The organism is Pedobacter sp. Leaf132 (genome assembly GCF_920984695.1).
Classification (GTDB): domain Bacteria; phylum Bacteroidota; class Bacteroidia; order Sphingobacteriales; family Sphingobacteriaceae; genus Pedobacter.
This window is the reverse complement of the sequence record NZ_CAKLBO010000004.1, coordinates 1-26,038: the sequence shown is the minus strand read 5'-3', so window position 1 is coordinate 26,038 and position 26,038 is coordinate 1. Positions and strand designations below refer to the sequence as shown.

Here is a 26,038-nt window from a genome sequence, read left to right as displayed (position 1 = left end):
CTTTAAAACTATGAATAATATTTTTCGCTAAATCAATGGAAATAACTCCAGGGTAACAACAATTGCATTATTGCTAAGTGCTTCAATTTCTATATTCTCGGTAGCCCACAAGGCCAAACCATCGCGGCCATGCATTAATCGGCCTTCAATTTCAAAAGCACCATCTACAACAAACGCATAAAAAAAATTATCCTTTTCCAAAAGGTTATAAATTACCGCTTCTCTACCCGCAAAGATGCCTGCACTAAGTTTAAAAGGAAATTTATAGCCCGAAATAATATCAATTAATTTGTTAGGGTTTTTATCAAAATCGAAAGAAAATTGCTGATCTTTAAAGAATATAAAATCATCATTTAGCATACCTAGATGGATATAATTAACCACATCATTTTGGTAAGGATTGCTTATTTCTAAAACTTCACCTTTCTCTAAACTCAGTAGTTGAACCTGCCCCGTTTCAACAGAAAACTCCTTGTTTTTGGCAACAATGTCAATGCCGCCAGTAATTGGGATAAATAAATGCAAAGAGTTTTGTTTGGCTAAATAGAAATTGAGTTTTCCTGCAGCAATAGAATCATCATTACAAATAAATAAGTTTTCGAAAGCTGTTCTATGCTCATTAAAATAGCTTTCAAAATTGAATGTGCAATATCTTCTTATACTTGAATTTTCAATTAATCCACGTTGATCTGCTAAATAAATTTTACCGGGCTTTTCCAATATGTTTAGTTTTTTATGGAGTGAATACTTACAAAAGGCTGTAGCTTAAATAAATTTGTGAAAATTTCTTTTTCCTCATTTTCTGCAAACTGCGATATAAGTAAATGTTCTCCAAAAGTTTGGTGTAAAACTAAAGGTTTTGAAAAAAAGTTTAGTGCAATTTTATGCTTATTAATGTCATTTATATCCGAATTTATAATTTCAAACCTAAAGTTTTCAAAAACTAAAAAGCGTCTGCCTAAATTGTCTAATACATCTGGTATAATACCATTTAGCTGCTGAATATAACCTACAATTGCGCCGCCAACCAAGAAATGAAGCTTTTTGGCTTCGGGCACATTTATCAAAAGCTCAGAAAAAGTAGGGTATATATTTCCCTGATTATAAAATTGAGCTTGCATTTTAAATTCTGCAAAACTATCCTCATGTACAAACTTATCCCAAGGGTTAATATTTGTTACATCAATTATTTTCCGATAACACAGGGTAATTATTTTTTCTGACATCATTTGTGCATAAAAAAACGTTGAGAAGTTAATCTCAACGCTGCATAAAAATAAACAAACAATTATAAGTTATGCTCTTACATTTAATTTAAATGCTAAATCGAAACCGGTAGCTATTGTACCGGTAACAGTAGCAATTTGTACACCGGTCTTGTCATCACTAAAAACATTATCAGCATTATTGTAGGTATAACCGCTTAAACCTTTATTGTAACCATTAACTAAAGCAACTGATGTTCCTGCACCTTCGGGAAAGGCAATTTGTGTTACGTTTAAAGAAATGCCTGCCGCGTTATAAACATGAACGTGAATATGAGTTGCACGGCCGTTATACCATCCTGGGAAGATACTTGTAAAGGTTACCAAGCCATTTGCATCGGTAATTTGCCTTCCACGTAGAAAATGAACGGCTTGGTAATTTGTGCTTTGCATGCCTGTTCCTCCGTATTCAGAATAATTTCCCTCTGCATCACAATGCCAAATATCTACAATTGCTCCGGCTAATGCGGCACAACTATTATTTAGATTGCCAATGTTAATTTTGGCGGTCATTTTGTAACCATTTCGTCCGTCTGTAATGTCGCTTCTAACGTAAGATGCCGGAACTTTTGTTGGGAATGGACCTTCAGTTTCCGTAGGTGCAACTGTGCAGGTGCCATTTGTGCTGGTCGTTGTACCAGCGCTACCAGAACCTGACGCTGCATTAGTACCATCGCTTGAGCTTGTTTTTTTACAAGCTTCGATTATTGCAGGCGTTGAGATTGCTCCAACCATTAAACTCCTGATAAAATTTTTCCTTTCCATATATTGTTCGGTTTATTAACTTACTGGTTAGCGCTTCTTTAGACATGTAATGCTTGTAACAAATATATATATGAAAGAATGTTTTTCGTTGTTAAAATAAGTTAAATAGAAGATTCGCAGGATTTTACTGTTCTAGGTTGTTTTCATCACAATGACTATCCAAGATGAGTTAATAAATAGAGGTATAGTTTTTGCGAAGATGAAATTTCATTTTATAAAAGAATAAAAGTAGCTTTGCCGCTAAATAATGAAGCACCTCGTTACCATATCCCTTGTATTTTTTAGCTTAACGCATTTGGCCAAAGCCGAGCGTGTTGAAGGGCTCAGGATATTAAACGAATATTGCACTGAACACATTATTGTTATAAATGCCGCAGGTAAGGCATCTGTTCAGCTCAACGAAGACCGCAATCCATATTTGCTTTCTTACAGTAGCTTAGCTTTAATTGGAACTCAAGCGCCATTAAAAGCTGCAAAATATATTACTGTAAATCAAATAGTTTCTGATTTATCCATTAGGAAAAAACCTAAGAATAATAGTCCGTAGTATCTTCCTCGAAGCAGATCTTAATTTAAGATCTTTCATCATTTTATGCAGCTAACAGCCAAAATGACTTAATGCAAGTTGTGGCTTAGTTGTTGTAACACACCATTTTTTAAATAAATACCAATAAAACATAATGTTAGGATTTTTAGCGAAGGTTTTCGGAAGTAAATCGGAAAGAGATATAAAAGGCATACAGCCATTAGTTGTAAAAATAAATGAAGAATATGCAAAATTATCTTCTTTAAGCAATGATGAGCTACGTGCTAAAACAATAGAATTTAAAGGCAGAATTTCTTCTTTTTTAGAAGATATTGATAGCAGAATTTCGGCGCTTAAAGCTGAAGCAGAGCAAGAAGATTTAGAGCTTCATCAAAAAACAGCTTTGTATGAGCAGGTTGATGCGTTAGGTAAAGACCGCGATACCGAATTAGAAAAGGTATTGCTGGAAATTTTACCAGAAGCTTTTGCTGTAGTGAAAGAAACTTCTCGTAGGTTAAGTGAAAACGATTATTTAGAGGTTACCGCAACGCAGTTTGATAGAGATTACGCAGCACGCAAGAACAATGTAAAAATTGTGGGCGATAAAGCACAATGGGCAAATCGCTGGGATGCTGCAGGTACTGAAGTTGTATGGAACATGGTTCATTACGATGTACAGTTAATTGGCGGTATTGTATTGCACAGCGGTAAGATTGCCGAGATGGCTACTGGTGAGGGTAAAACCTTAGTAAGTACGCTTCCTGCTTATTTAAATGCTTTGGCAGGCGAAGGCGTGCATGTTGTAACGGTAAATGATTATCTTGCTCGTAGGGATAGTGAATGGAACGGACCTTTATTCGAATTCCACGGCATTAGTGTTGATTGTATTGATAAACATGAGCCAAATTCTGAAGAAAGAAGAAAGGCTTATGCGGCTGGAATTACTTACGGAACAAATAATGAGTTTGGTTTCGATTACCTGCGTGACAATATGTCGCAAACACCAGATCAGCTGGTTCAGCGCAAACCTCACTTTGCAATGGTTGATGAGGTCGATTCAGTTTTAATTGATGATGCCCGTACACCATTAATCATTTCCGGACCTATTCCGCATGGCGATCAGCATGAATTTTACGAGTTAAAACCTAGAATAGAAAGATTGGTAAATGCTCAAAAGGCTTATGTTACGCAATCATTAAATGAGGCTAAAAAATTAATCAACGCAGGTAATAGTGGTACAGAAGAAGGCGAAGGTGGTTTAGCTTTATTACGTGCTTACCGTGGTTTGCCTAAAAACAAAGCTTTAATTAAATTTTTAAGCGAAAGCGGCGTTCGTGGTTTACTATTAAAAACGGAAAACTATTACATGGCAGACCAATCGAAGAATATGCCTAAGGTAGATTCTGAATTGTTCTTCTATATCGATGAAAAAAATAATCAGGTTGAGTTAACGGAGAAAGGTATCGAATTGATTACCCAATCAGGTGAGGATCCTCATTTCTTTGTATTGCCTGATGTAGGTACTGAAATTGCTGAGCTGGAAAAATCTGATTTACCATTGGATGAAAAAGTAGCAACGAAAGATGCTTTAATGCGTGATTATTCTGTTAAGGCAGAACGTATCCACTCGGTAAATCAATTATTAAAAGCTTATACTTTATTCGAAATTGATGTTGAATACATCATCGACGAAGGAAAAATTAAAATTGTTGATGAGCAAACCGGCCGTATTATGGATGGTCGCCGTTACTCTGATGGTTTACACCAGGCAATAGAAGCTAAAGAAAATGTTAAAGTTGAAGATGCTACGCAAACTTATGCTACCGTAACCTTACAAAACTATTTCCGTATGTACCACAAGCTTTGCGGTATGACGGGTACAGCAACTACTGAAGCAGGTGAGTTCTGGTCTATCTACAAATTAGATGTAGTAGAAATTCCTACTAACAGAAATATTTCTAGAAGAGATGAGCAAGATTATGTTTACCGCACAGTTCGCGAAAAATATAATGCAGTAGCTGATGAAATTGTAAAACTAACAGAAGCCGGCAGACCAGTATTGGTTGGTACAACTTCGGTTGAAATTTCTGAGTTGTTAAGTCGAATGCTTAAGCTTCGTGGCATTAAGCATAATGTATTAAATGCTAAGATGCACCAAAGAGAGGCTGATATTGTGGCGGAAGCCGGTCAGGCCGGAACGGTTACCATTGCAACCAACATGGCTGGTCGTGGTACGGATATTAAGCTTGGGCCAGGCGTTAAAGAAGCCGGTGGTTTAGCAATTGTAGGTACCGAGCGTCACGAATCTCGTCGTGTAGATAGACAGTTACGCGGTCGTGCAGGTCGTCAGGGTGACCCAGGTTCATCTCAATTCTTTGTTTCATTAGAAGATAACTTAATGCGTTTATTTGGTTCAGAAAGAATCTCAAGCATTATGGTTCGTATGGGCATTGAAGATGGAGAAGTTATTCAGCATTCGATGATTACCAAATCAATTGAGCGTGCACAGAAAAAAGTAGAAGAAAATAACTTTGGTATTCGTAAGCGTTTGTTAGAGTATGATGATGTGATGAACTCACAACGTACGGTAATTTATGCAAAACGTAAAAATGCATTATTTGGTGAGCGTTTAGATGTTGACATGAATAACATGGTTTACGATGTTGCTGAAGATATTGTAACCGAATACAAAGAAGAATCAAACTACGAGGGTTTTAAATTAGAAGTAATTAAAAACTTCTCTGTTGATACTTCAATTACTGAAAAGGAATTTTCATCAACAAATATCGCAACCTTAACCGAGAAATTATTCGAGGAAGCGGAAGCTTTCTACTCCCGTAAATCAGATGCAATAATTGAGCAATCAATGCCGGTATTAAAACAGGTTTTTGAAGAACGTGGAGAGCACATTGAGCAAATTGTAGTGCCTTTTACTGATGGTATCCGTGGTATTCAGGTTGCTGTAGATTTGAAAAAGGCAATTGATAATAAGGGAAAAGAAGTTGTTCGTTCATTCGAAAAAACAATTGTGCTAGCCCTAATTGATGATAGCTGGAAAGAGCACTTACGCGAAATGGATGATTTAAAGCAATCTGTTCAGAACGCGGTTTACGAACAAAAAGATCCATTAGTGATTTATAAAATGGAAGCTTTTAACTTATTTAAAAACATGCTTAATGCAGTTAATAAAGAGGTTGTAAGTTTCTTATATAAAGGTGGTATCCCGGTTCAGCAAGAGCCAGATCAGGTTAGAGAAGCACCAGCTCCGGTAAAGCAGCCTAAATTGCAAACCACAAAACAAGAGTTTGGTGCAGAGCAACCAGGTTTAGAGTTAGGCGATACGCGTGAGCCAATTCAACAACAGCCAATCCGTAAAGAAGCAGCAATCGGGCGTAACGAGCCATGCCCTTGCGGTAGCGGTAAGAAATACAAAAACTGCCACGGCGCAAATTTGTAATCAAATTTCACCTTTAGATAATATAGCCGAGTTTAAATAAACTCGGCTTTTGTGTTTTAAATTAATCCGAAATAATTTTAGTATTTTTAATCTATGGAAACATTAACAATAGAAATTCCAGATGATAAAAGTATTCTAATTCGTCAGGTACTCGAAGAATTTGGTGCGAAGGTAATTAGCAGTGATACACAAAATAAAACCGTTAATTTATCCCCACAGCAAGAACAAGAAATCAACTCATCCCAAAAGCAAATAAAAGAAGGTTTATTTACAGAGCATTCTGAGATTGATGATGAAGTTGAAAAATGGCTAAAAAAATAATATGGTCGCATAAAGCGAGAATTAAACTTTTCACTATTCTTGAATTTTATGCCGATCGGAATGGAAATAAAAACTATTCGGCTAAATTATACAAGCGATTTAATAAAGAAATTAAACTTTTGATTCGAAATCCTTTTTTAGGTATTCAATCTTCTGTTGAGAATGTTCGAGGTTTGATTGTATTGGATTATATTATTTTTTACGAGTGTGATGAAGACAGTATAATAATCCACACGCTTTGGCCCACCAGTGAAAATCCTGATAGCTTAAGTATTTAGATATAAGCATTTGCACAACCCATAAAGAATGCCGAATTTTGCAGAAAGTTCGGCATTCTTGTTTTAAAACATTTTTAGCGCCAGCGATGTCATAACAACATGAAAATATTTTATACAATAAGCTTCATCCTATTTATTTACAGTACATCTTTTGCTCAAAAAGGGGAGGTAATCGTTAATAAAGACCCGCTGATTGATAGCTTAATTGCAAAACGAATAGAGGTTTACAGAACTGGCAGTGATGCCGCCGTTAAAATAAATAAACCAATAGTTTCGGCTTATGGATATCGGGTTCAGGTTTTTTATGGCTCTGATAGGAGAGAAATGTTTAATCAGCAATCTCGCTTTAAAAACAGTTATCCAAAAATCAATACCTACATTATTTACAAAGAGCCAAATTATTATTTGCGGGTTGGCGATTTCAGAACGAAGTTAGAAGCACAACGATTAATGAGTGAGCTTCGCCCAACTTTCCCTACTCTATTTATTTTCAGGGAAAAAATTAATGCACCAACTCTAGATACCACTACTGATGATCAAAGATAAAATCAAAAACTTAGCAGATATCATTTTCAATGATGTTGTAGGTTATCGTCGCCACATACACGCAAATCCTGAATTATCATTTAAAGAATTCGAAACATCATTATATGTAAAAGATAAGCTTAGTAAATGGGGCATTGAATTTACAAGTTGTGCCAACACCGGTGTGGTGGGTTTAATTAAGGGCAATTTACCATCTGATAAAATTATTGCTTTACGTGGAGATATGGATGCATTGCCCATCCATGAGGACAACGACAAACCTTACCGTTCTAAAAATCATGGAGTTATGCATGCCTGCGGACATGATGTGCATACATCTTCACTTTTAGGCACAGCGTATATTCTAAATCAGTTAAAAGATGAGTTTGGCGGTACTATAAAATTAATTTTTCAGCCTGCTGAAGAACTATTACCGGGTGGTGCAAGTATTATGATTAAAGAGGGCGTATTGGAAAATCCAAAACCTCAATACATAGTTGGGCAACATGTAATGCCTTTAATCGAATCTGGTAAAGTAGGTTTTCGCTCGGGAATATATATGGCTTCTACAGATGAGCTGTATGTTACAGTTACCGGAAAGGGTGGCCATGGTGCACAACCACATCAAAATATAGATCCGGTTTTAATTGCATCTCATATTATTATTGCTTTGCAACAAATTGTGAGTAGAAATGCAGATCCACGTTTGCCATCTGTGTTGTCTTTTGGTAAAGTGACTGCAAATGGCGCAACCAATATCATCCCTAATGAAGTTAAAATAGAGGGTACTTTTAGAACTTTAGATGAAGACTGGCGTGCCGAAGCCCATAAAAGAATGAAAAAAATGGCTGAAGGTATTGCCGAAAGCATGGGTGGTAGTTGTGATTTTGATATCCACAAAGGTTATCCGTTTCTTATTAATGAAGAAAAATTAACGGCTAATGCAAGAGGTTTTGCCGAAGATTTTTTAGGAAAGGAAAACGTTATTGATTTAGATATCTGGATGGCTGCTGAAGATTTTTCTTTTTATTCTCAGGTAACTGATGCATGTTTCTACCGCTTAGGAACTGGAAATACAGCTAAAGATACCACACATTCTGTACATACACCAAAATTTGATATTGATGAAGATGCCTTGAAAATATCAACAGGTTTAATGGCTTACATCGCTGTTAAGCAACTTGGAAACTAGCGATTGCTGTACGATGTGATTTATGGATGATGGAAGGTGGATAGAATATCTAATTTTCCGCTCACATCTTACATCATCCGTTATCCTCCACCCATTCTCCATCATTCACCCATAAACGGGCATCATTTTTGACAATTCACCACCACATGAAAAAAATAATTTTATCAATATCCTTTTTAACGCTTTTTACATCACAGGTTTACAGTCAGGTTATTGATAGGTTTAATCCGGATACCGTAAAAACAATTATGCTCGATTCTGGAGCAGTAAACATTAAAGCCGAGCGATTAAATATTGAAACTTTTATCAATGCAATTGTTAACGATACTAGTTTTTATCAGTCGTTTAGAGATATGAAACGTTATAGTTTTATTGCAGAAAACCGCATTTATAGTTATGATAAAAACAATAAGGTTGATGGAAAGATTTATCGGAAGATAAAACATAATAATAACGGCCCTTACCGCATGGAATATCTGGTAAAGGAGGATGAAGGCAAAATGTATAAAAAGAACGGGAAGTATCAGTTATATACTGTAGAGATGTTTGATTACATTTTTATGAACGCTTACAATACCGATTTCGTTCCAAACGCACCAGCTAGTGATCGAAAAGGCGGTACAAACGAAAGTTATAAAAGCAAACTTAAAACGTTAATATTTAATCCTGGTCGACCGGTAAAAGTGCCGTTTATAGGCAGTAAAACTGAAATTTTTAGTGCAAATATGCGTCAGTATTATGATTATGGCTTTACAAGCGGAACCTATCTTGATTCCATTCCGGTTTACCGTTTTAAGGTTTCTGTTAAACCTGATTTAAGCAGCTGGACAAAAGACGGCATCATGATAAAAGAGCTGGTTACGATTTTCGATAAACGTAATTTCAATATTTTAGGTCGATATGTTGATATGAAATATAGTAACATGCTTTTCGATTTTGATGTGCAAATGAATATTGAAATGGGTTATTTCGGCGAAGATAAACTCCCTACAAAAATCACCTATCAAGGCAATTGGGATTATCCATTAAAAAAGGAAGAACGAGCAAGTTTTTTGATTCTACACAAAGATTACAGATTAGAAAAAAAATAAGGCAGTTCTTAATCTAGCTTATTACAGCTAACAATTTGTCAACCTAAGCTTGTTGAAACTCTTTAAGGTTTCTGCAAGTTCAGCTCGTCAGTGTTTAATTGTCAAATATTAATCTTTCTTAGATACTTGATCTACACATAAACCAATAATAATACTTTGGTATATCGACATTCAATTTATAAATTTACGTTACAATCTAATTCCAAGAAAATAAAAATACCGCGATGAGAACCACACTAAAAATTACCCTGTTTTTTTCTTTATGCCTAATTATTCTAACATCTATGACATTTAAGCCAAAGAGAATCGTGTTTTTTGGTGATTCTATAACACAGCAAGGCGTATCTAAGAATGGATATGTAACCTTAATTAAAAAAGCTTTGGATTCTACCAAATACACCGTAATGGGTGCGGGTATTGGTGGCAATAAGGTTTATGATTTGTATTTGCGTTTAGAGGATGATGTTTTAAGCAAAAAGCCTGATTTGGTTGTAATTTACGTGGGTATTAATGATGTTTGGCACAAGCAATCTTCTCACACCGGAACCGATTATGATAAATTTTTAAAGTTTTATCAAGCGCTGATTAATAAAATTCAAGCTGCAGGAAGTAAGGTTGTAGTGGTTACACCTTCAGTTGTTGGCGAGAAAAAAGATGGTACAAATGAATTAGATGCAGATTTAAATAAATATGCAGAAGGTATCAGGCAATTAGCCGCGAAGAACAATCTGCCAGTTTGTGATTTAAGAAAAATCTTTGCTGAATACGAAGCTGAAAATAACCCCGAAGATAAAGAAAAAGGCATTTTAACAGGTGATAGAGTTCATTTGAACGAAACCGGGAATAAATTAGTTGCTGACCAATTGCTGCCTTTGGTAAAATAAGTGATAAGTTATAGGTTGTAAGTTGTAAGTCTGTGAGCCTACAAACCTATTGTAAAATTTAAACCTCTAAAATAGTTTTGAACTTATAGGTTTCCAATTCAAAAAACTACCCCAACATATTAAAAATTTTAAGTAATACGTTTAAGTAGGTACACCTATAACGTATCACTTAAAACTTACAACCTAAATGATAAACCGCGAAACGATAGATAAGATAATGGATACCGCCCGTATTGAGGAGGTAGTTGGGGATTTCGTACACTTAAAAAAACGCGGAACAAGTTTAATTGGTAATTGTCCCTTTCATGGAGAGAAAACACCATCTTTCCATGTTTCGGTTACGAAGGGAATTTATAAGTGCTTTGGTTGCGGTAAGGGTGGCGATTCGGTTCGCTTCATTATGGATCATGAGAAATATTCATATCCCGAAGCGCTTAAGTTTTTAGCCAATAAATACAATATTGAGGTTGAGGAAACAGAACTTACTCCTCAAGATACAGAAGCCCAAAACGCAAAGGAAAGCCTTTATGTAGTTTCGCAATTTGCGACGGCTTTTTTTGTTAAACAACTTTGGGAAACTCAGGAAGGTAAAACCATTGGTTTAAGTTATTTTAAAGAACGCGGCTTTAGAGAAGATATCTTAAAGAAATTTGAAGTCGGTTACTCGCCTGATGTTTGGGACGCTATGACACAGAGTGCCGTAAACGCAGGTCATAAACTCGAATTTTTGGAGCAAACCGGTTTATCAATTAAAAACGATAATGGAAAAATTTACGATAGGTTTAGAGGCCGTGTAATGTTTCCAATTCATAATTTTACAGGTAGAGTAATTGGTTTTGGTGGCAGAACCCTAAAAACGGATAAGAACGTTCCGAAATATGTAAACTCGCCTGAAAGTGAAATTTACCATAAATCGAACGTGCTTTATGGTTTATTCCATGCTAAAAAAGCCATTCGTGATTTAGATAACTGTTATTTAGCCGAAGGCTATGCCGATGTACTTTCTGTTCATCAGGCAGGCGTAGAAAACGTAGTTGCATCTTCTGGTACTTCTTTAACTGTAGAACAGATTAAATTAATTGGTCGGTTTACGCAAAATGTAACCATTCTTTTTGATGGCGATGCTGCGGGTATAAAAGCCTCTCTTCGAGGTTTGGATATGATTTTGGAAGAAGGATTAAACGTTAAAATCGTTTCCTTTCCTGATGGTCATGACCCCGATTCGTACATGCACCATGTAGGTGCAGGTGCTTTTAAAACTTACATCGAAGATAACCGTAAAGATTTTATTCTATATAAGGCCAACGTTTTATTAAAAGAAGCCGGAACCGACCCAATTAAAAGGGCAGGTATTATACGAGATATAGTAGAAAGTATTGCAAAGATTCCTGATCCCATTAAAGCTTCCGTTTTTATTAGAGAAAGCAGCAGCTTATTACAAATTGAGGAAAGCATTTTACTTTCTGAATTGAATAAAATGCGCTCTAACAAAAGCAAAAAAGCTTTTGAAAGTAACCAACGGTCTAATCAAAACAACTATAATTCTGGTGCGCCAGAACCGCTTGGACCGCCTGATGATTTATGGGATGATAATGGCCCATCTGCTACAACTCAAGTTGCCGAAACCGATGAAAATCAGGAAAAGGAAATTATACGCTTGTTACTCGCATACGGACATGAGTTTGTAAACTGGGATAATATTGATGATATGTACATTGGTTCTTTCATCATGCAAAACTTAGCCGATGTAGAGTTTGAAAATTCGGTTTGCAAGCAAATTGTTGAATTTTATAAAGTGGAGTTAGATAACGGAAGACTTCCAACGGCAAATCATTTTATTAAGCATGAGGAGCGAATCATTGCTGATTTAGCTATAGACTTGTCAACCTCGCCTTATGCGTTAAGCGAAAATTGGTTAAACAAGCATCTTATTTATGTTAAAGATGAATCCATGAATTTAAAAGCTACCATCTTAGGCGGAATATTTCACCTAAAAAAGCGTAAAGTTGATAGAATTTTAACTTCATTGTTAAAAGAAATTAAGGATGAATCAGATGGCGATAATCAAATGATTTTAATGCAGCGTTATGGTGTAATTAAAAATGTTGAGCGAGAAATTTCCAAGTTTTTAGGTTCTGTTATTGTTAAGTAGCTACAAATATTTAACTATTCAAAATTCAATCACTCAATAATTAAACATGGCAACGCATAACGATTTAGGTCGAAAAGGTGAACAAATTGCCAAAACTTATCTTGAAGATAATGATTACGAAATTTTGGACGAGAACTGGGTTCATGGCAAAACCGAGATAGATTTAATCGCTTACAAAAACCAAATAATGGTATTTGTTGAGGTTAAAAGCAGAACATCGCTGGCCTTTGGTCAGCCAGAAGATTTTGTAGAAAAAAGAAAACAAAAACAAATGGAGTTAGGTTCATTGGCTTACATAGAAATTATGAATCATCAAAACGATATTCGCTTTGACATCATTGCCATTACCTTTAAAAAAGATAATACATTTACACTAAACCACATTGAAGATGCTTTTTGGCCTGAAGATTAACAAAATCAAAACCTTATTTTTTATCGCGGTTGCAATCAGTTTTGCAAGCTCTTGCAAAGAAGAAAGTTCTACCTATCGTAGTTTTATTTCGCCACTTACCGGCTTAAATGTAAAATCTGGAAACGAGATTGATGTAAAAGTCCTTTTCGGAAAGGAGAAAGCCGTAGATTCTGTAGTTTATTTAATTGATACGATAAAATCAGTTTCTAAAACTGATACTTCGGCAATAAAACTTAAAACTGAGGGATTAAAGCTCGGCAACCACATCATCACTGCAAAAATTTATAATGGTAGCGAATCTGAAGATTTAACTACAAATATCAATATCCTTTCGGCTAAAGCACCAGACTTATATACCTATCAGGTTGTCGCGAAATTCCCACATGATACTAGTGCATACGTAGAGGGACTAGAATATCATGATGGCAATTTTTATGAAGGAACTGGCGAAAAAGGCAACTCATATCTAAAGAAAGTTGATGTTAAAAGTGGTAAAACGCTTCAGCAGGTTAAGTTAGATACCGCATATTTTGGCGAAGGCATTACGGTTATCGATAATAAAATATTGCAAATAACATGGAATGAAAAAACGGCCTTTGAATATGATAAAAATACCTTTAAACTAATAAAGCAGTTTCCTTTTTCTGTAGGGCAAGCAGGATGGGGTTTAACTTTCGACGGCGTGAAAATTTTAAATTCTGATGGAACAAACACCATCTATTTTCTTGATAAAAACACTTACAGGCAAATTGGGTCTATTGATGTTTACGATGATAAAGGTGCTATTTCACAGTTAAATGAACTCGAAGTTATCGAAGGTAAAATTTACGCGAATGTTTACCTAACAAATGATATTGTTATTATAAACCCTAATACTGGTGCCGTAGAAGGTAAAATTGATTTGACAGGTTTATTCTCCACATCATATTTCAAAACTGATAATGAAAGGATGAATAACGTTTTAAACGGAATCGCATACGATAAGGCTACTAAAAGGTTGTTCGTTGCCGGCAAGAAATGGCCTTATATCTTCGAGATTAAAATTAGCAAAAAGTAATTTTAATAAAAGCACCTAATGGGATTCCGTCATTTTGTATGGCTATTTTCCAACGAGTTTAAAAGACCTCTCCACTACTGCCGAGGTGATGGCTTAGTTAAATGTCTAATAGGGCATCGTCATTTCGAGCGTAGTCGAGAAATCTTTGAATCTAATTATAAAATGTTGTATTGCAGAGCTTTTAGTAAATTTAAAAAATGCACTGTAATAACCAAATTGTGGTTTGTACAATTTCTGTAGTCTTCTAATCTTTTTTCGGCTCTGCTAAAACACCCTGAAAATTTATAGATTGTTTATTATTGCTAAAAACGACAAGGTTTCCATAACCATTTTGAGAAACCGTTAAAGTGAGCTGGTAGTTTTCCTGTTTCACATCATTTGTTCTGATGTTTACGGTGTACGAGCCCTTTTTGTTTTTAGTAAGTTTATAATTAAAATCTTTCGATTTAAATTTAATTCCGCCCTCCGAAGGATTATAAGGAGCATTAAATGCTCTGCCATAAAAAGGTAGATAAGCAACAACACTATCTTTAGTTACCCTTAAATCGTACTGCGAGCCAATTAAATTAATGGTTCCGCCACCCATAGCTCCAGGTAAACTTCTTAACACCTGGTTTACATCATTGCTTGCCAATGGTAAAGCCGTTTGTGCGTTAAAAGTATAATTTTGCTCTGTAATAATTTTGGCAGTGGTTTCTTTGTCGGTTTGAGCAATTGCCTGCATAAATGTAGCGGCAAAAATAACAGTCAATAATATTTTTATCTTTTTCATTTGTGTTTATGTTTTATACAAATTATAGATGCTAGTAGTGTGCATTTTCCATAATTACTTAAATGAAATTTAGGTAGATGACTATTAAATATAACCAATTTCGAGCCAAAAAACACAAAAAAAGAGGCTGTACCATAAATTCAATTTGTCATCCTGAGCTTGTCGAAGGAGTTGCTGAAACACCATTTTCGGCGTTTCGACAAGCTCAACATGACAAGGTTAGAAGAGATTTGATTTATGTTACAGCCTCTAAGAGTTGTAAAATAATGCTTTAGTTAAAATCAGCTGCTTGTAAAGCTGGATTTACTTTAATCTCTTTAATGGAGATGTTAAATTCTTGTCCGCCTCTTGCAGTTTGCACACTTTGCATCATGGTATGAGGATACAAAACATCACCAACTTTTTTATAGTCTGCGTATTCTGTACTTTGCGTAATCTCGTTGCCATCTTTGCTTGTAGTGCTTTCTTCTTTCAAAAGTAAACCAGATGTTGTATCATAATATTCTGTTTTCTTTTTACCAGCAGCAGAAGTAACAATTAGCTTGTAAGCATCGGCTTTGCCAACTTTTGCCGTGCCTGCTGCCTCTAATTTACTTCCATCAGTTCCATAATAAAGTTGATTGAAAATTCCTTTATCTGCTTTGGCTTCAGCAATTTCTTCAGTGGTCATTTCTGCTTTTTTACCCATTTGCATTTGGTAGCCGCTTGTGCCGTTAAAGGTTTGTTTCATTGCAGTTTGGCCCATCATCGAGATTTCCATGCTGCTCATGTTGGGATTCATCTTTTTAAATGAAACAGCAAGTTTATTGCCTTGCATATCCATTTCGCCGCTTTGCTGTAGCGATGTTACTTTCTTTAATGCAGCTTCGCCGCCAATGGCTTTAATGTAACTGCCAATAATATCCTGTGCAGATTTTACTGGTGCCGTAGCTGCACTTGATGTTGCCGTAACCGGTGCGGCATAGTTATCAAAGGTTTTGACATTGAAACCAGCCTTTGTTAAGCCAGGAACAAAAACATCGGTTTTACCAACAATAATTATACGTGTATTATCATGATTAAAATACTTTTTAGAAACTCGTAAAATATCATCAGTAGTTACTGCATTTATTTTTTGTAAATAAGTACGGTAAAAATCTTTCGGTAAACCATTTATTAAGATGCTACTTGCAAAGCCAGCCGTACGTGCCGGGTTTTCTAAACCTAGCGCAAACGAACCATTGTATAAATTTTTAGCGTTTTGAAGTTCTTCAGCACTTACTTTAGTTGTACGGATGTTATTAATTTCTCTTAAAAATTCTACAACTGCACTATCTACTTTTTCGTTTCTAACGGCAGCATTTGCAGAGAATTTAGATTGAAATCTACCCGAACCTGTTCCAGAATAAGCGCCATAAGTAAAACCATGTTTTTCTCGAAGGTTCATAAATAATCTCGATTCAGAACCGCCACCTAATATTTGATTTGCCAATAAAACAGCAAAATAATCAGGACTGCTTAAAGGCAAATCGACTAAGTTAGCAACAGTAATTTCTGATTGTACCGCATTGCTTACATTCACTACATCTACTTCTGTTTTTGCAGGGTTACTAACTTTCGCAACGGTTGGTAATGTTAAGGCCGTACCTTTCCAATCGCCGAATGCTTTTTCTGCAAGCGCTTTAGCCGCCTCAGGCTTAATATCGCCAACAAAAGTTAAATAACCTCTTGATGGTGTGATGTATTTGGTATAAACCGATTTAACATCATCTAGCGTTAATCCATTGATTGATTTTTCAGTGGTAAATTCACCGCTTGGATGATTAATACCATAAGAAAGTGCATTTACAACTCTTGTAGAAATTGCTTTTGCACTTTTTTCGTTTGATTTTAATCCTGTTAAGGTTTGAGATTTTAATTTTTCGAATGAAGCAGCGGGAAATACCGGTTTACGTAAACTTTCGGCCATTAGCATAAATGCCTGGTCGAAATAGCGTGTTAAAGCCGAAACCGAGCCGCCAGATGCACTTGCAGAAACATCTGCACCTAATTGGTCAACAGCTTCGTCAAACTGAGCCTTTGTTTTTGTAATTGTGCCCTCATTTAACATACTTCCCATTAAACTAACAACACCTGCTTTAGCGCCTTCAGTAATCGGACCAGCATCAATGCTGTAACTTGCCGTAACTTTTGGTAGTTTATGGTTTTCTACAACCAGTACGGTAATGCCGTTTGCTAATTTGTAAATAACCGGGTCGCCAATGGTAATAACTGGTGCCGGACCAGGTTTTGGTTTTTGGCTACGATCTATTGTTTGTGCTGAGATACCTTGAGCCAATAAGGAAACTGCAGCTATTATGAATAATTTTTTCATGTCTTAAATAATGTAATTTGAAAATAGCTTTAGTTATTTTTTAGGTAAATAATACAAAACAATACGTTGGTCTTTGTTCAGGTATTTTTTAGCCACATCTCTAATTTCCTCTCTGGTAATCGATTTAATTACATCAAGTTCTTTATTTATGTCGTTTGTATCCTTATTGTGAAAAGTATATCCGTTAGCCAAATTTTCTGCCACGCCTAGCATTCTGCTGTTTGCACTCACATAACTGTTTTCAAATTGATTTTGAAGTTTTTTGTAATCGCTTTCGCTGATTAAATCAGTTTGTAAGCGTAAAACTTCTTCATCAATATCTTTTAATAAATCGTTAAGCGGCGTGTTTTTATTTGGTAAAGCTAAAGTGATGTACGCACCATAATCTTCAAGCGTGTAGTTAAATGCAGCAACTTGTAAAGCCGTTTTCTTTTCATCAACCATTTTAGTACTTAATCTAGAGCTTCCTCCGCCAGATAAAATCGAGCTTATCATACCTAAAACCTTATTTTCTCTACTCTTCATTCCAGGTACGCGGTAAGCTGCAAAAATTGCCGGTATTTGGATGTTCGCATCGTAAGCTGTATCAATAATTTGCTTTTTAATCTCAGGAAGAACAATCTCTTTTCTAACGATTGGTGCACCTTTTGGCACTTCGTTAAAATATTGTTTTACCAAGCCTTTAGTTTTTTCTACGTCTAAATCGCCTGCAATAGTTAATACTGCATTATTCGGCACATAGTATTTTTTAAAGAATGCAATAAATTCACTAAGCTTTGCAGCATCTAAATGCTCCATCGAGCCAATTGGTTGCCATCTGTAAGGGTGACCATCAAAAAGATGCGTAAAAATTTTCTCGGTGAATTTTCCGTACGGAGAGTTATCAATCCTCATACGTTTTTCTTCCTTAACAACTTCGTTTTGAGTTTTTACACCAACTTCATTAATAATTGGATGTAACATGCGTTCGCTTTCCAACCATAAACCTAATTCTAATTGGTTTGATGGGAAAACCTCGTAGTAAAATGTACGATCTTGTGAGGTGTTGGCATTATTCTGGCCACCATTACTGCTCACTAGTTTCATAAATTCTCCTCGTTTAATGTTTTTAGAACCTTCGAAAAGTAAATGCTCAAAAAAGTGTGCAAAACCAGTTCGTTCTGTTTCTTCATCTTTTGAGCCTACATGGTACATTACCGATACGGCTACAACTGGAGCAGTTTTGTCTTGATGTAAAATTACATGCAAGCCATTGTCTAAATCAAATTCCGAGAATTGCACTTTTTGAGCAGAAGCACTAAAGCACAAACCGGAAATGGCAAGAGCAAAAAGAAATCTTTTTTTCATTAGATAATTTGTTTGTTTTTGAAATCGTTGGGTTTGATTTCGTGGTTTAAAAAATATTAATAATCACTTGAGAATTGTAACTAAACAAATAGGAGATTCGGCTAAATTATATAATTATCACAAAAAAAGCGAGTGTTTTAGCTCGCTTTTTTATATGTTCTGATATTATCGCCAGGTTTTGTATTGATTTATCAATCCATTGGTTGAGCTGTCATGGCTGCCAACTTTTTCGTTTCCTTCCAGCTCTGGCAAAATTTTCTTAGCCAATTGTTTACCTAATTCAACACCCCATTGGTCAAAACTGAAAATATTCCAGATAATGCCCTGTACAAAAATTTTATGCTCGTACATGGCCACAAGGCTACCTAATGTGTAAGGCGTAACTTTTTTCAATAAAATTGAATTTGTCGGCCTATTGCCTTCAAAAACTTTAAAAGGCGCTAGCTTTGCTATTTCATCTGCATTTTTACCATCTTTTTTTAATTCTGATGAAACTTCTTCTTCCGTTTTACCATTCATTAAGGCTTCGGTTTGAGCAAAGAAATTCGATAATAAAATAGGGTGATGCTCGCCTAGCGGATTTAAACTTTGTGCTGGTGCTATAAAATCTGCAGGAATAATTCTGGTTCCCTGGTGTATTAATTGGTAAAATGCATGTTGGCCGTTTGTTCCGGGTTCACCCCAAATAATCGGACCAGTTTCATAATCAACCTCATTACCATTTCTATCTACATGTTTACCATTGCTTTCCATATCTCCTTGTTGGAAATATGCCGCAAAGCGATGCATGTATTGGTCGTACGGTAAAATAACCTGCGTTTCTGCATTGTAAAAATTGATGTACCAAATTCCCAATAAGCCTAAAATAACAGGCATATTGCTTTCAAATTCTGCATCTTTAAAGTGATTATCTGCCGCATGCGCACCTGCAAGTAATTGTTTAAAATTATCAAAACCGATACTTAATGAAATTGATAAACCAATTGCACTCCATAAAGAATAACGACCGCCAACCCAATCCCAGAATTCAAACATATTTTCTGTATCAATTCCAAATGCAGAAACATCCTTCGCATTGGTTGATAAGGCTGCAAAATGTTTAGCAATGTCGTTTTCTTTACCACCCTTTTCTAAAAACCAAGAACGGGCAGAATGCGCATTAGTCATGGTTTCTTGCGTTGTAAAGGTTTTAGAGGCCACTAAAAATAATGTAGTTTCTGCGTTTAAACCGGCCAAGGTTTCAGCAATGTGTGTTCCATCAATATTTGAAACGAAATGGATGTTTAAATGATTTTTGTAGTGCTTCAAAGCTTCGGTAACCATAACCGGACCTAAATCAGAACCACCAATACCAATGTTTACGATATCAGTTATTGCCTTGCCGGTATATCCTTTCCATTCGCCACTGATAATACTGTTGCTAAATTTCTCCATTTTAGCAAGCACGGCATTAACATCAGGCATAACATCTTTACCATCAACTAAAATCGGTGTGTTGCTTAAATTACGCAATGCGATGTGAAGAACAGAGCGGTCTTCTGTTTCATTTATTCTATCGCCATTATACATCGATTTTATGGCTTCATCCAGTTTGCACTCACGGGCAAGCTGAATCAATAAAGCAAGCGTTTCTTCCGTTATTCTGTTCTTGCTGTAATCCAGTAAAATGTCTTCAAAAAATAAAGAGAACTTCGAAAAGCGGTCTGCATCTCCAGCAAATAAATCCTTTATGCTTTTCTCGTTGATATCTATAAAATGATCTGCCAAATATTTGTAGGCTTCCGTTTCGGTAAAATTTATTTTTGGTAACATAGTATTTTTGTTTTTTGTAAAAGTAGTAAAGCAAACTTTTAAAAGTATTCTTTTTTTGTTCAAAAAAATTCATTTTTTATTTCTGATAAAGAATTAACTTGCGGTAAACATCTCCTAAATTACTAAGCATCCTATTTTGTAAACATTAATTAAAAATGTTATGTTAGAAAATTTGAGTGAATTGGTTCGAGAGAACGTACAGGAAAGCGTTGTAAACAATAGCGCAGTTCCAAATGAACAAAATGAGGCCGTAATTCAAGCAGCTTCAGGTTCTATTTTTGATGCTTTAAAAAATCAATTGTCTTCTGGCAATATTGGTGGTTTGGCAGAAATTTTCAATACCGGCAATACGGAAAATTCGCCAGTTACTGCGCAGGCAGCAGGGAGTTTTACAGATAAGTTGGCTGGATTGGGCATTAATGCAGAAACGGCTAAAACATTAGCAGCAACAGTTATTCCGGTAATTTTAAGCAAGCTCACCAAAAAAACTGCCGATCCAAATGATAGCTCTTTCAACATTCAGGATGTTTTAGGAAATCTTGCTGGCGGTGCGGATGGAAAGTTTGATGTTGGCGATGTAATTGGTATGTTTAACGGCGGTAATCAGGCTCAAGGCGGTAGCGCTCAACAGTCTGGTGGTATTATGGATAAGCTTAAAGGCTTATTTAATTAAAACTTTCTCACTAAAGATATTAATTTGAATATCTTTAGTGATTTTAAAATCAAACTAATGCCCCACTCTAATAAAATTAAAACATTACTCGTAATACTTACGAGCTCATTTTTATTTTCTTGTGATAAAGAAGTTGAAACAATTGTTGAAACAAAAACCATAAGAGATACTATAAGGATTATTGATACATTAAATATCGATAGACCAATAAATTTCAAAGCTACCAAAGGCGTGTATGGTTCGAGAATTACCCTTTCGTGGACGCCCATGCCGCTTGCTCAGAAATATCAGATATGGAAATTTAATGGCTCGACCCAGAAATATGATCTGTTTAAAGAGCTTGCAGATACAACATTTGATGATGCTAACATTAGCAAAGCGCTAACTAAAAACTTTTATAAAGTAAGAACCTTTAACAGCACTTCTGTATATAGCCGTTTTAGTGATGCAGATTTTGGATACACCTCTGGTTTAAATTATTACAGAGCATCTTTCTTTGGTTCTGAAGGAACCGGGCCTACACAGTTTAATTTTACAATGCATATTGAAGTTGATAAAGCAGGCAATATTTATGTCAGCGATGAGGGTGCCAATAGAGTTTTAAAATTCGATCCGGCTGGTAAATTTCTCGAACAGTTTTACACCGGTTCTGGAGCACGGGCAATTGCATTTTTACCTAATGGAAATTACATTGCAACCAGAACACAAAGCAATAGCTATGTTCAAATATTTAATGCCAATAAACAACTGATAAGAGAGTGGGGAACCTACGGCACTGGCGATAGTAATTTTGGTAACATTGAGTGTTTAACTTTGGATGATGAGCAAAATATTTGGATTGTTGATGGCGTAAATCATCGAGTAAAGAAGTATGATATTAATGGAAACCTTTTATTAAAATTTGGGCAGCAAGGTAGTGGTAACGGAGATTTTAATGCACCTTTCGGTATTTGTTATCTCAATAATAAAATATATGTTTCTGATACCAGAAATAACAGAGTTGAAGTTTTTGATAAGGCCGGAAAGTTTTTAAAGATATTTCCGGTAAAAGGCTATATACACGGAATGAGGACAGATGGTACAAACCTATTCTTAGCTAATTCACCAGGTTATGTTATAAAAACAGATGAAAGTGGTGATGTTCAGGAAAAAATTGGCGAAGGTACTTTTAACAATTTAGTAGATATGGCTATTGGCCCGAATGGAGAAGTTATTACTTGCGATGTTTATGGAAGAAGGATTTCTATATTTAAAAAAGGATAAAATGTTTTTACAGATAGTTTAATTAATTTTAAATAGTATTCAATAACTATAAATTCCTTTCATGAAAAAAATCTATTCTCTATTTATCATTTTAATTTCTACTCAACTATATGCACAAAAAAGTACATTAAATGTTGCAGTTTCAAAAAAGGCTGATGCCATCGAGCAGAAAGTAATAACCTGGCGTAGAGATTTTCATCAACACCCAGAATTAGGTAATACCGAAACCAGAACTGCCGGGATTATTGCTAAACACCTGGAAGCATTGGGGATTAAGGTAACTACTGGTGTTGCAAAAACCGGGGTAGTTGGGATTTTGAAAGGTGGTAAACCTGGTCCGGTGGTTGCTTTAAGAGCAGATATGGATGGTTTGCCTGTTACTGAAAGGGTAGATGTACCTTTTGCATCAAAAGTAAAAACTCAATACAACGGACAAGAAGTTGGGGTAATGCATGCCTGCGGACATGATAGCCATGTTGCAATCCTGATGGGTGTTGCAGAAGTGCTTGCTTCTATGCAAAAGGATATCGCCGGAACAGTAAAATTTATTTTTCAGCCTGCAGAAGAAGGTGTTTCGGCTGGCGAAGAAGGTGGAGCTGCTTTAATGATAAAAGAAGGCGTTTTAGAAAATCCAAAGGTTGATGTAATTTTTGGCCTGCACATTAATTCTCAAACCGAAGTTGGCGATGTTACCTATCGCCCCGGTGGAACAATGGCGGCAGTAAACGATATGAAAATAACGGTTACCGGTAGGCAGGCGCATGGTGCTTACCCATGGAGTAGTATCGATCCTATTGTAATTTCTGCACAAATTGTAAATAATCTGCAAACCATTGTGAGCAGAAATTTAAATGTTACTGAAAACCCCGGTGTAGTAACCATTGGTGCTATTAATGGTGGTGTGCGTTCAAATATCATCCCAGAGAAAGTGGAAATGCTTGGTACAGTTCGTAATTTTAGCAAAGAAGATGAAGCAATGTTTATCGAAAGAATAAAAACAATTGCTACCAAAACAGCTGAGGCTGGAGGTGGAAAAGCAGAAGTTAAAATTCCTTACAGCAATCATTATCCCGTTACCTTTAATAATATCGCATTAACAGAAAAAATGCTGCCTAGTATGCAGGCAACTGCCGGGTCAGCTCATGTAAAACTTAAACCACCTGTAACCGGTGCAGAAGATTTTTCTTTCTTCCAAGAGAAAGTTCCAGGTTTATTTGTGTTTTTAGGTGGAATGCCGAAAGGAAAAGATCCATTAAAAGCGCCTTCGCACCACACCCCTGATTTTTATTTGGATGAAAGCGGATTTGTATTGGGTGTTAAATTGCTATCGAGTTTAACGCTTGATTATATGTCGATGAAGAAGAACTAACTTTAAAGATTCCGTTATTGCGAGTCACGATGCAATCTAATTTTCGTAGAGATTGCTTCGTGCCTCGCAATGACGGAGTTTTCTGTGGTATTTTTATATACTATCGCTGCTCAGGATGCTAGCAAAGCGCATCTAGATAGACAAATCGTTATTGCAAGGCACGAAGCAATCTATTTTGTTTTAAAGATCGCTTCTCCGAATTGTCGGGGCAGGCTGTGTCCCGTAATGTCCGGCTAGGTTTATAAAGAATTAAGCAACTAACACATTTACTAATCAGCTAATTTATATATTTGCCAACATGACTAAAGAACAAATACAGGATTTAAGAGACAGAATAACGTCTCTGAGGAGGCATCTTTGACGTCGACGAATTACTTTACGCTATTCGCGAAGAAGAAAAATTAACAATGGCGCCTGATTTCTGGGAGGAGCCAAAAAAAGCAGAAAAAATTCTTGCAGAAATCAGTTCAAAGAAAAAGTGGACAGATGGTTTTGAAAAGGCAAACAGTGCAGTAGAAGATGCTGCGGTAATGTTTGAGTTTTTTCAATCTGGCGATGCTACCGAAGCAGAGTTAGAAGAACTCTTCGAAAACAGTAAACAAATCGTTTCTGATTTGGAACTGAAAAACATGCTTCGTACTAAAGAAGATCAGCTGTCAGCCGTAATGCAAATTACAGCTGGTGCAGGCGGTACCGAAAGTTGCGACTGGGCATATATGCTTATGCGTATGTACATGATGTGGGGCGAAAAAAATGGTTATAAAATCACCGAACAGGATAGTCAGGAAGGGGAGGTTGCTGGTATTAAATCTGTAACCCTGCAATTTGATGGCGATTTTTCTTATGGCTATTTAAAAGGAGAAAATGGTGTTCACCGCCTAGTGAGGATATCTCCATTCGATTCTAACGCCCGCAGGCACACTTCATTTGCTTCAGTTTATGTTTATCCGCTTATTGATGATACCATTGATATAAATATTAACCCTGCTGATGTGGAGTTTGAAACATTTAGAGCGGGTGGTGCGGGTGGACAAAACGTAAACAAGGTGGAAACCGCAGTTCGTTTATACCATAAACCTTCGGGCATTATTATTAAAAACCAGGAGTCGAGATCGCAGTTGCAAAATAAGGAAAATGCTTTGCGTTTATTAAAATCTCAGCTTTACGAAATTGAACAACGCAAGCGTAACGAAGAAATCGCTGCTATTGAAGGTTCAAAGAAAAAAATTGAATGGGGTTCGCAAATTCGCAGTTATGTATTGGATGATAGAAGAGTGAAAGACCATCGAACAAATTTCCAAACCTCAAATCCAGATGCCGTTTTAAATGGCGATATTGATGGTTTTTTAAAGGCCTATTTAATGGAGTTTTAAATCTATTTTTATGAAAAAAGTTTCCCTTTTGTTTATCTTAAGTGTATTGCTCATGTTAAAATCAAATGCACAAGAAGTTATTCCGTTGTATATTGGAGTGGTTCCAGGTTCAAAAGTTTCTACAACTTATACCGAAGTTATACAAAAGGGAAGCGATGGCATATCGAGAATTAGTAAGGTAACCGAGCCTACACTAACCGTTTTTGAAGCTCCGGCTGATAAAGCAACCGGTACGGCTGTAATAATTTGCCCGGGTGGTGGTTATGGCATTTTGGCTATAGACCATGAAGGTTATAACGTAGCCAAACGATTTAATGAAATTGGCGTAACTGCATTTGTGTTAAAATACAGATTACCCAGCGAAGAAATAATGGTTGATAAAACCTACGCACTTTTGCAAGATGCGCAGCAAGCAATCTATTTAGTTCGGAAAAATGCTAAAAAGTATCGTGTAAAAAGAAATAAAATCGGGATGATGGGCTTCTCCGCAGGTGGACATTTGGCTTCAACTTTATTAGCGCATTACGCTGATATCAAAATTGAAGACAAAGAAAAAGTTAATCTTCGTCCTGATTTTGGGGTTTTAGTTTACCCCGTAATAAGTTTCGAGGAATCGGTACACACCGGAACCATGAAAAACTTATTGGGTGCAACGCCAAGCGATGAATTAAAGCACTATTTCTCTGCAAACCAAAACGTAAATAAGAAAACGCCACCAATATTTCTGGTTCACGCAAAGGATGATAAAACAGTTCCGGTTGCAAACAGCATTCTGTTAAGCGAAGCTTTGAAAAAGAATGGCGTTAAAACAGAACTTTATCTTTATGAAAAAGGCGGACATGGCTTCGGTTTAAAAAATAAAACTTCAGATGTAGATTGGTTTAACCTAATGGCCGATTGGATGAAGAAGGAAAAATTTTAAATCCGTTATAAGGATTTGAAAATTAAAGGTTAATCACTTTTGACTAAACCAGCCCCGCTAAACGCTGTAGCCCTCATTGCATTTCGGGGCTGCCGCTTATATCCTACCGTGTACCCACATCTTTATTTTTATTTTTGTTTCATGTTTGGAACAGATTACAGTAAACTTTTTAACGACCTTAGGTTATCTAGACGAGGAGAAAGCCTATTAAATAAATTACGTCAGGATC

23 protein-coding genes are annotated in these 26,038 nt (G+C 36.1%); 16 read left to right on the top strand and 7 right to left on the bottom strand.

The window, feature by feature from the left end; genetic code table 11:
* Positions 1-27 precede the first annotated feature (27 nt).
* From LUA86_RS09285 to LUA86_RS09275, 3 genes are all read right to left on the bottom strand, one after another.
* Positions 28-720 (bottom strand): hypothetical protein, encoded by a 693-nt coding sequence (locus LUA86_RS09285; protein WP_231460349.1) that lies wholly within the window; start codon positions 718-720, stop codon positions 28-30.
* Positions 721-725: 5 nt separating this feature from the next.
* Positions 726-1,229, bottom strand: coding sequence for a hypothetical protein (locus tag LUA86_RS09280; protein ID WP_231460348.1), 504 nt, complete (start codon positions 1,227-1,229; stop codon positions 726-728).
* Positions 1,230-1,295: 66 nt separating this feature from the next.
* Entirely contained in the window at positions 1,296-2,030 is a 735-nt protein-coding gene (locus tag LUA86_RS09275; protein ID WP_231460347.1) for an intradiol ring-cleavage dioxygenase, read from the bottom strand.
* A gap of 247 nt (positions 2,031-2,277) precedes the next feature.
* Between LUA86_RS09275 and LUA86_RS09270 the strand changes: the two genes are divergently transcribed.
* The 11 genes from LUA86_RS09270 to LUA86_RS09220 all read left to right on the top strand — a co-directional run bounded on the left by LUA86_RS09270 (position 2,278) and on the right by LUA86_RS09220 (position 13,925).
* Positions 2,278-2,577: a hypothetical protein gene (locus tag LUA86_RS09270; RefSeq protein WP_231460346.1), complete on the top strand. Its 300-nt coding sequence runs from the start codon at positions 2,278-2,280 to the stop codon at positions 2,575-2,577.
* Positions 2,578-2,710: 133 nt separating this feature from the next.
* The gene (gene secA, locus LUA86_RS09265; protein ID WP_231460345.1) at positions 2,711-6,013 is read left to right on the top strand and encodes a preprotein translocase subunit SecA; all 3,303 of its coding nucleotides are present in this window, start codon (positions 2,711-2,713) and stop codon (positions 6,011-6,013) included.
* Positions 6,014-6,106: 93 nt separating this feature from the next.
* Entirely contained in the window at positions 6,107-6,334 is a 228-nt protein-coding gene (locus LUA86_RS09260) for a hypothetical protein (protein WP_231460344.1), read from the top strand.
* Positions 6,319-6,612 (top strand): type II toxin-antitoxin system RelE/ParE family toxin, encoded by a 294-nt coding sequence (locus LUA86_RS09255; RefSeq protein WP_231460343.1) that lies wholly within the window; start codon positions 6,319-6,321, stop codon positions 6,610-6,612. Before LUA86_RS09260 ends, LUA86_RS09255 begins: the two co-directional genes overlap by 16 nt.
* 99 nt (positions 6,613-6,711) lie before the next feature.
* Positions 6,712-7,158, top strand: a complete 447-nt coding sequence (locus tag LUA86_RS09250) for an SPOR domain-containing protein (protein WP_231460342.1) — start codon at positions 6,712-6,714, stop codon at positions 7,156-7,158.
* A complete protein-coding gene (locus tag LUA86_RS09245; RefSeq protein ID WP_231460341.1) occupies positions 7,145-8,329 on the top strand; it encodes a M20 family metallopeptidase in 1,185 nt (394 codons plus the stop codon). Before LUA86_RS09250 ends, LUA86_RS09245 begins: the two co-directional genes overlap by 14 nt.
* Before the next feature lie 146 nt (positions 8,330-8,475).
* Positions 8,476-9,420 carry a hypothetical protein gene (locus tag LUA86_RS09240; protein ID WP_231460340.1) on the top strand — a complete coding sequence of 315 codons (945 nt, stop codon included), beginning with the start codon at positions 8,476-8,478 and terminating at the stop codon, positions 9,418-9,420.
* A gap of 284 nt (positions 9,421-9,704) precedes the next feature.
* A complete protein-coding gene (locus tag LUA86_RS09235) occupies positions 9,705-10,304 on the top strand; it encodes a GDSL-type esterase/lipase family protein (RefSeq protein ID WP_231460339.1) in 600 nt (199 codons plus the stop codon).
* A 187-nt stretch (positions 10,305-10,491) separates the two neighbouring features.
* On the top strand, positions 10,492-12,456 hold the full coding sequence (gene dnaG, locus LUA86_RS09230; RefSeq protein WP_231460338.1) for a DNA primase: 1,965 nt from the start codon (positions 10,492-10,494) through the stop codon (positions 12,454-12,456).
* Between the two features lie 46 nt (positions 12,457-12,502).
* The gene (locus tag LUA86_RS09225; RefSeq protein WP_231460337.1) at positions 12,503-12,868 is read left to right on the top strand and encodes a YraN family protein; all 366 of its coding nucleotides are present in this window, start codon (positions 12,503-12,505) and stop codon (positions 12,866-12,868) included.
* Entirely contained in the window at positions 12,846-13,925 is a 1,080-nt protein-coding gene (locus LUA86_RS09220) for a glutaminyl-peptide cyclotransferase (RefSeq protein WP_231460336.1), read from the top strand. Before LUA86_RS09225 ends, LUA86_RS09220 begins: the two co-directional genes overlap by 23 nt.
* A gap of 244 nt (positions 13,926-14,169) precedes the next feature.
* Here LUA86_RS09220 and LUA86_RS09215 read toward each other — a convergent pair whose 3' ends face one another.
* From LUA86_RS09215 to pgi, 4 genes are all read right to left on the bottom strand, one after another.
* Positions 14,170-14,697: a DUF4251 domain-containing protein gene (locus tag LUA86_RS09215; protein WP_231460335.1), complete on the bottom strand. Its 528-nt coding sequence runs from the start codon at positions 14,695-14,697 to the stop codon at positions 14,170-14,172.
* Positions 14,698-14,968: 271 nt separating this feature from the next.
* Complete coding sequence (locus tag LUA86_RS09210) at positions 14,969-17,050, bottom strand: pitrilysin family protein (protein ID WP_231460334.1); 2,082 nt, start codon at positions 17,048-17,050, stop codon at positions 14,969-14,971.
* A gap of 33 nt (positions 17,051-17,083) precedes the next feature.
* Positions 17,084-18,397 (bottom strand): pitrilysin family protein, encoded by a 1,314-nt coding sequence (locus LUA86_RS09205; RefSeq protein ID WP_231460333.1) that lies wholly within the window; start codon positions 18,395-18,397, stop codon positions 17,084-17,086.
* Positions 18,398-18,562: 165 nt separating this feature from the next.
* Entirely contained in the window at positions 18,563-20,209 is a 1,647-nt protein-coding gene (gene pgi, locus LUA86_RS09200) for a glucose-6-phosphate isomerase (protein ID WP_231460332.1), read from the bottom strand.
* Positions 20,210-20,369: 160 nt separating this feature from the next.
* Between pgi and LUA86_RS09195 the strand changes: the two genes are divergently transcribed.
* From LUA86_RS09195 to LUA86_RS09175, 5 genes are all read left to right on the top strand, one after another.
* Complete coding sequence (locus tag LUA86_RS09195) at positions 20,370-20,882, top strand: hypothetical protein (RefSeq protein WP_231460331.1); 513 nt, start codon at positions 20,370-20,372, stop codon at positions 20,880-20,882.
* A gap of 57 nt (positions 20,883-20,939) precedes the next feature.
* Positions 20,940-22,145, top strand: coding sequence for an NHL repeat-containing protein (locus LUA86_RS09190; RefSeq protein ID WP_231460330.1), 1,206 nt, complete (start codon positions 20,940-20,942; stop codon positions 22,143-22,145).
* Between the two features lie 61 nt (positions 22,146-22,206).
* Positions 22,207-23,514 (top strand): amidohydrolase, encoded by a 1,308-nt coding sequence (locus LUA86_RS09185; RefSeq protein WP_231460329.1) that lies wholly within the window; start codon positions 22,207-22,209, stop codon positions 23,512-23,514.
* Between the two features lie 298 nt (positions 23,515-23,812).
* Positions 23,813-24,887 (top strand): peptide chain release factor 2 gene (prfB, locus tag LUA86_RS09180; protein ID WP_231460328.1). Its coding sequence is split into 2 segments (ribosomal slippage): positions 23,813-23,872 and positions 23,874-24,887, totalling 1,074 coding nucleotides; the frame shifts between segments, so codons are not numbered across the junction.
* A 10-nt stretch (positions 24,888-24,897) separates the two neighbouring features.
* The gene (locus LUA86_RS09175) at positions 24,898-25,809 is read left to right on the top strand and encodes an alpha/beta hydrolase (RefSeq protein WP_231460327.1); all 912 of its coding nucleotides are present in this window, start codon (positions 24,898-24,900) and stop codon (positions 25,807-25,809) included.
* The last annotated feature ends 229 nt before the right edge of the window (positions 25,810-26,038 follow it).

Excerpts from the sequence above, each read along its gene's own strand:
- LUA86_RS09175 (WP_231460327.1), top strand. The coding sequence starts at position 24,898 with ATGAAAAAAGTTTCCCTTTTGTTTATCTTAAGTGTATTGCTCATGTTA.
- LUA86_RS09240 (WP_231460340.1), top strand. The coding sequence starts at position 8,476 with ATGAAAAAAATAATTTTATCAATATCCTTTTTAACGCTTTTTACATCA.
- LUA86_RS09215 (WP_231460335.1), bottom strand. The coding sequence starts at position 14,697 with ATGAAAAAGATAAAAATATTATTGACTGTTATTTTTGCCGCTACATTT.
- LUA86_RS09255 (WP_231460343.1), top strand. The coding sequence starts at position 6,319 with ATGGCTAAAAAAATAATATGGTCGCATAAAGCGAGAATTAAACTTTTC.
- dnaG (WP_231460338.1), top strand. The coding sequence starts at position 10,492 with ATGATAAACCGCGAAACGATAGATAAGATAATGGATACCGCCCGTATT.
- LUA86_RS09235 (WP_231460339.1), top strand. The coding sequence starts at position 9,705 with ATGACATTTAAGCCAAAGAGAATCGTGTTTTTTGGTGATTCTATAACA.
- pgi (WP_231460332.1), bottom strand. The coding sequence starts at position 20,209 with ATGTTACCAAAAATAAATTTTACCGAAACGGAAGCCTACAAATATTTG.
- LUA86_RS09245 (WP_231460341.1), top strand. The coding sequence starts at position 7,145 with ATGATCAAAGATAAAATCAAAAACTTAGCAGATATCATTTTCAATGAT.
- LUA86_RS09190 (WP_231460330.1), top strand. The coding sequence starts at position 20,940 with ATGCCCCACTCTAATAAAATTAAAACATTACTCGTAATACTTACGAGC.
- LUA86_RS09270 (WP_231460346.1), top strand. The coding sequence starts at position 2,278 with ATGAAGCACCTCGTTACCATATCCCTTGTATTTTTTAGCTTAACGCAT.
- LUA86_RS09185 (WP_231460329.1), top strand. The coding sequence starts at position 22,207 with ATGAAAAAAATCTATTCTCTATTTATCATTTTAATTTCTACTCAACTA.
- LUA86_RS09275 (WP_231460347.1), bottom strand. The coding sequence starts at position 2,030 with ATGGAAAGGAAAAATTTTATCAGGAGTTTAATGGTTGGAGCAATCTCA.
- LUA86_RS09220 (WP_231460336.1), top strand. The coding sequence starts at position 12,846 with ATGCTTTTTGGCCTGAAGATTAACAAAATCAAAACCTTATTTTTTATC.
- LUA86_RS09205 (WP_231460333.1), bottom strand. The coding sequence starts at position 18,397 with ATGAAAAAAAGATTTCTTTTTGCTCTTGCCATTTCCGGTTTGTGCTTT.
- LUA86_RS09210 (WP_231460334.1), bottom strand. The coding sequence starts at position 17,050 with ATGAAAAAATTATTCATAATAGCTGCAGTTTCCTTATTGGCTCAAGGT.
- LUA86_RS09225 (WP_231460337.1), top strand. The coding sequence starts at position 12,503 with ATGGCAACGCATAACGATTTAGGTCGAAAAGGTGAACAAATTGCCAAA.
- secA (WP_231460345.1), top strand. The coding sequence starts at position 2,711 with ATGTTAGGATTTTTAGCGAAGGTTTTCGGAAGTAAATCGGAAAGAGAT.
- LUA86_RS09195 (WP_231460331.1), top strand. The coding sequence starts at position 20,370 with ATGTTAGAAAATTTGAGTGAATTGGTTCGAGAGAACGTACAGGAAAGC.
- LUA86_RS09280 (WP_231460348.1), bottom strand. The coding sequence starts at position 1,229 with ATGATGTCAGAAAAAATAATTACCCTGTGTTATCGGAAAATAATTGAT.
- LUA86_RS09250 (WP_231460342.1), top strand. The coding sequence starts at position 6,712 with ATGAAAATATTTTATACAATAAGCTTCATCCTATTTATTTACAGTACA.
- LUA86_RS09260 (WP_231460344.1), top strand. The coding sequence starts at position 6,107 with ATGGAAACATTAACAATAGAAATTCCAGATGATAAAAGTATTCTAATT.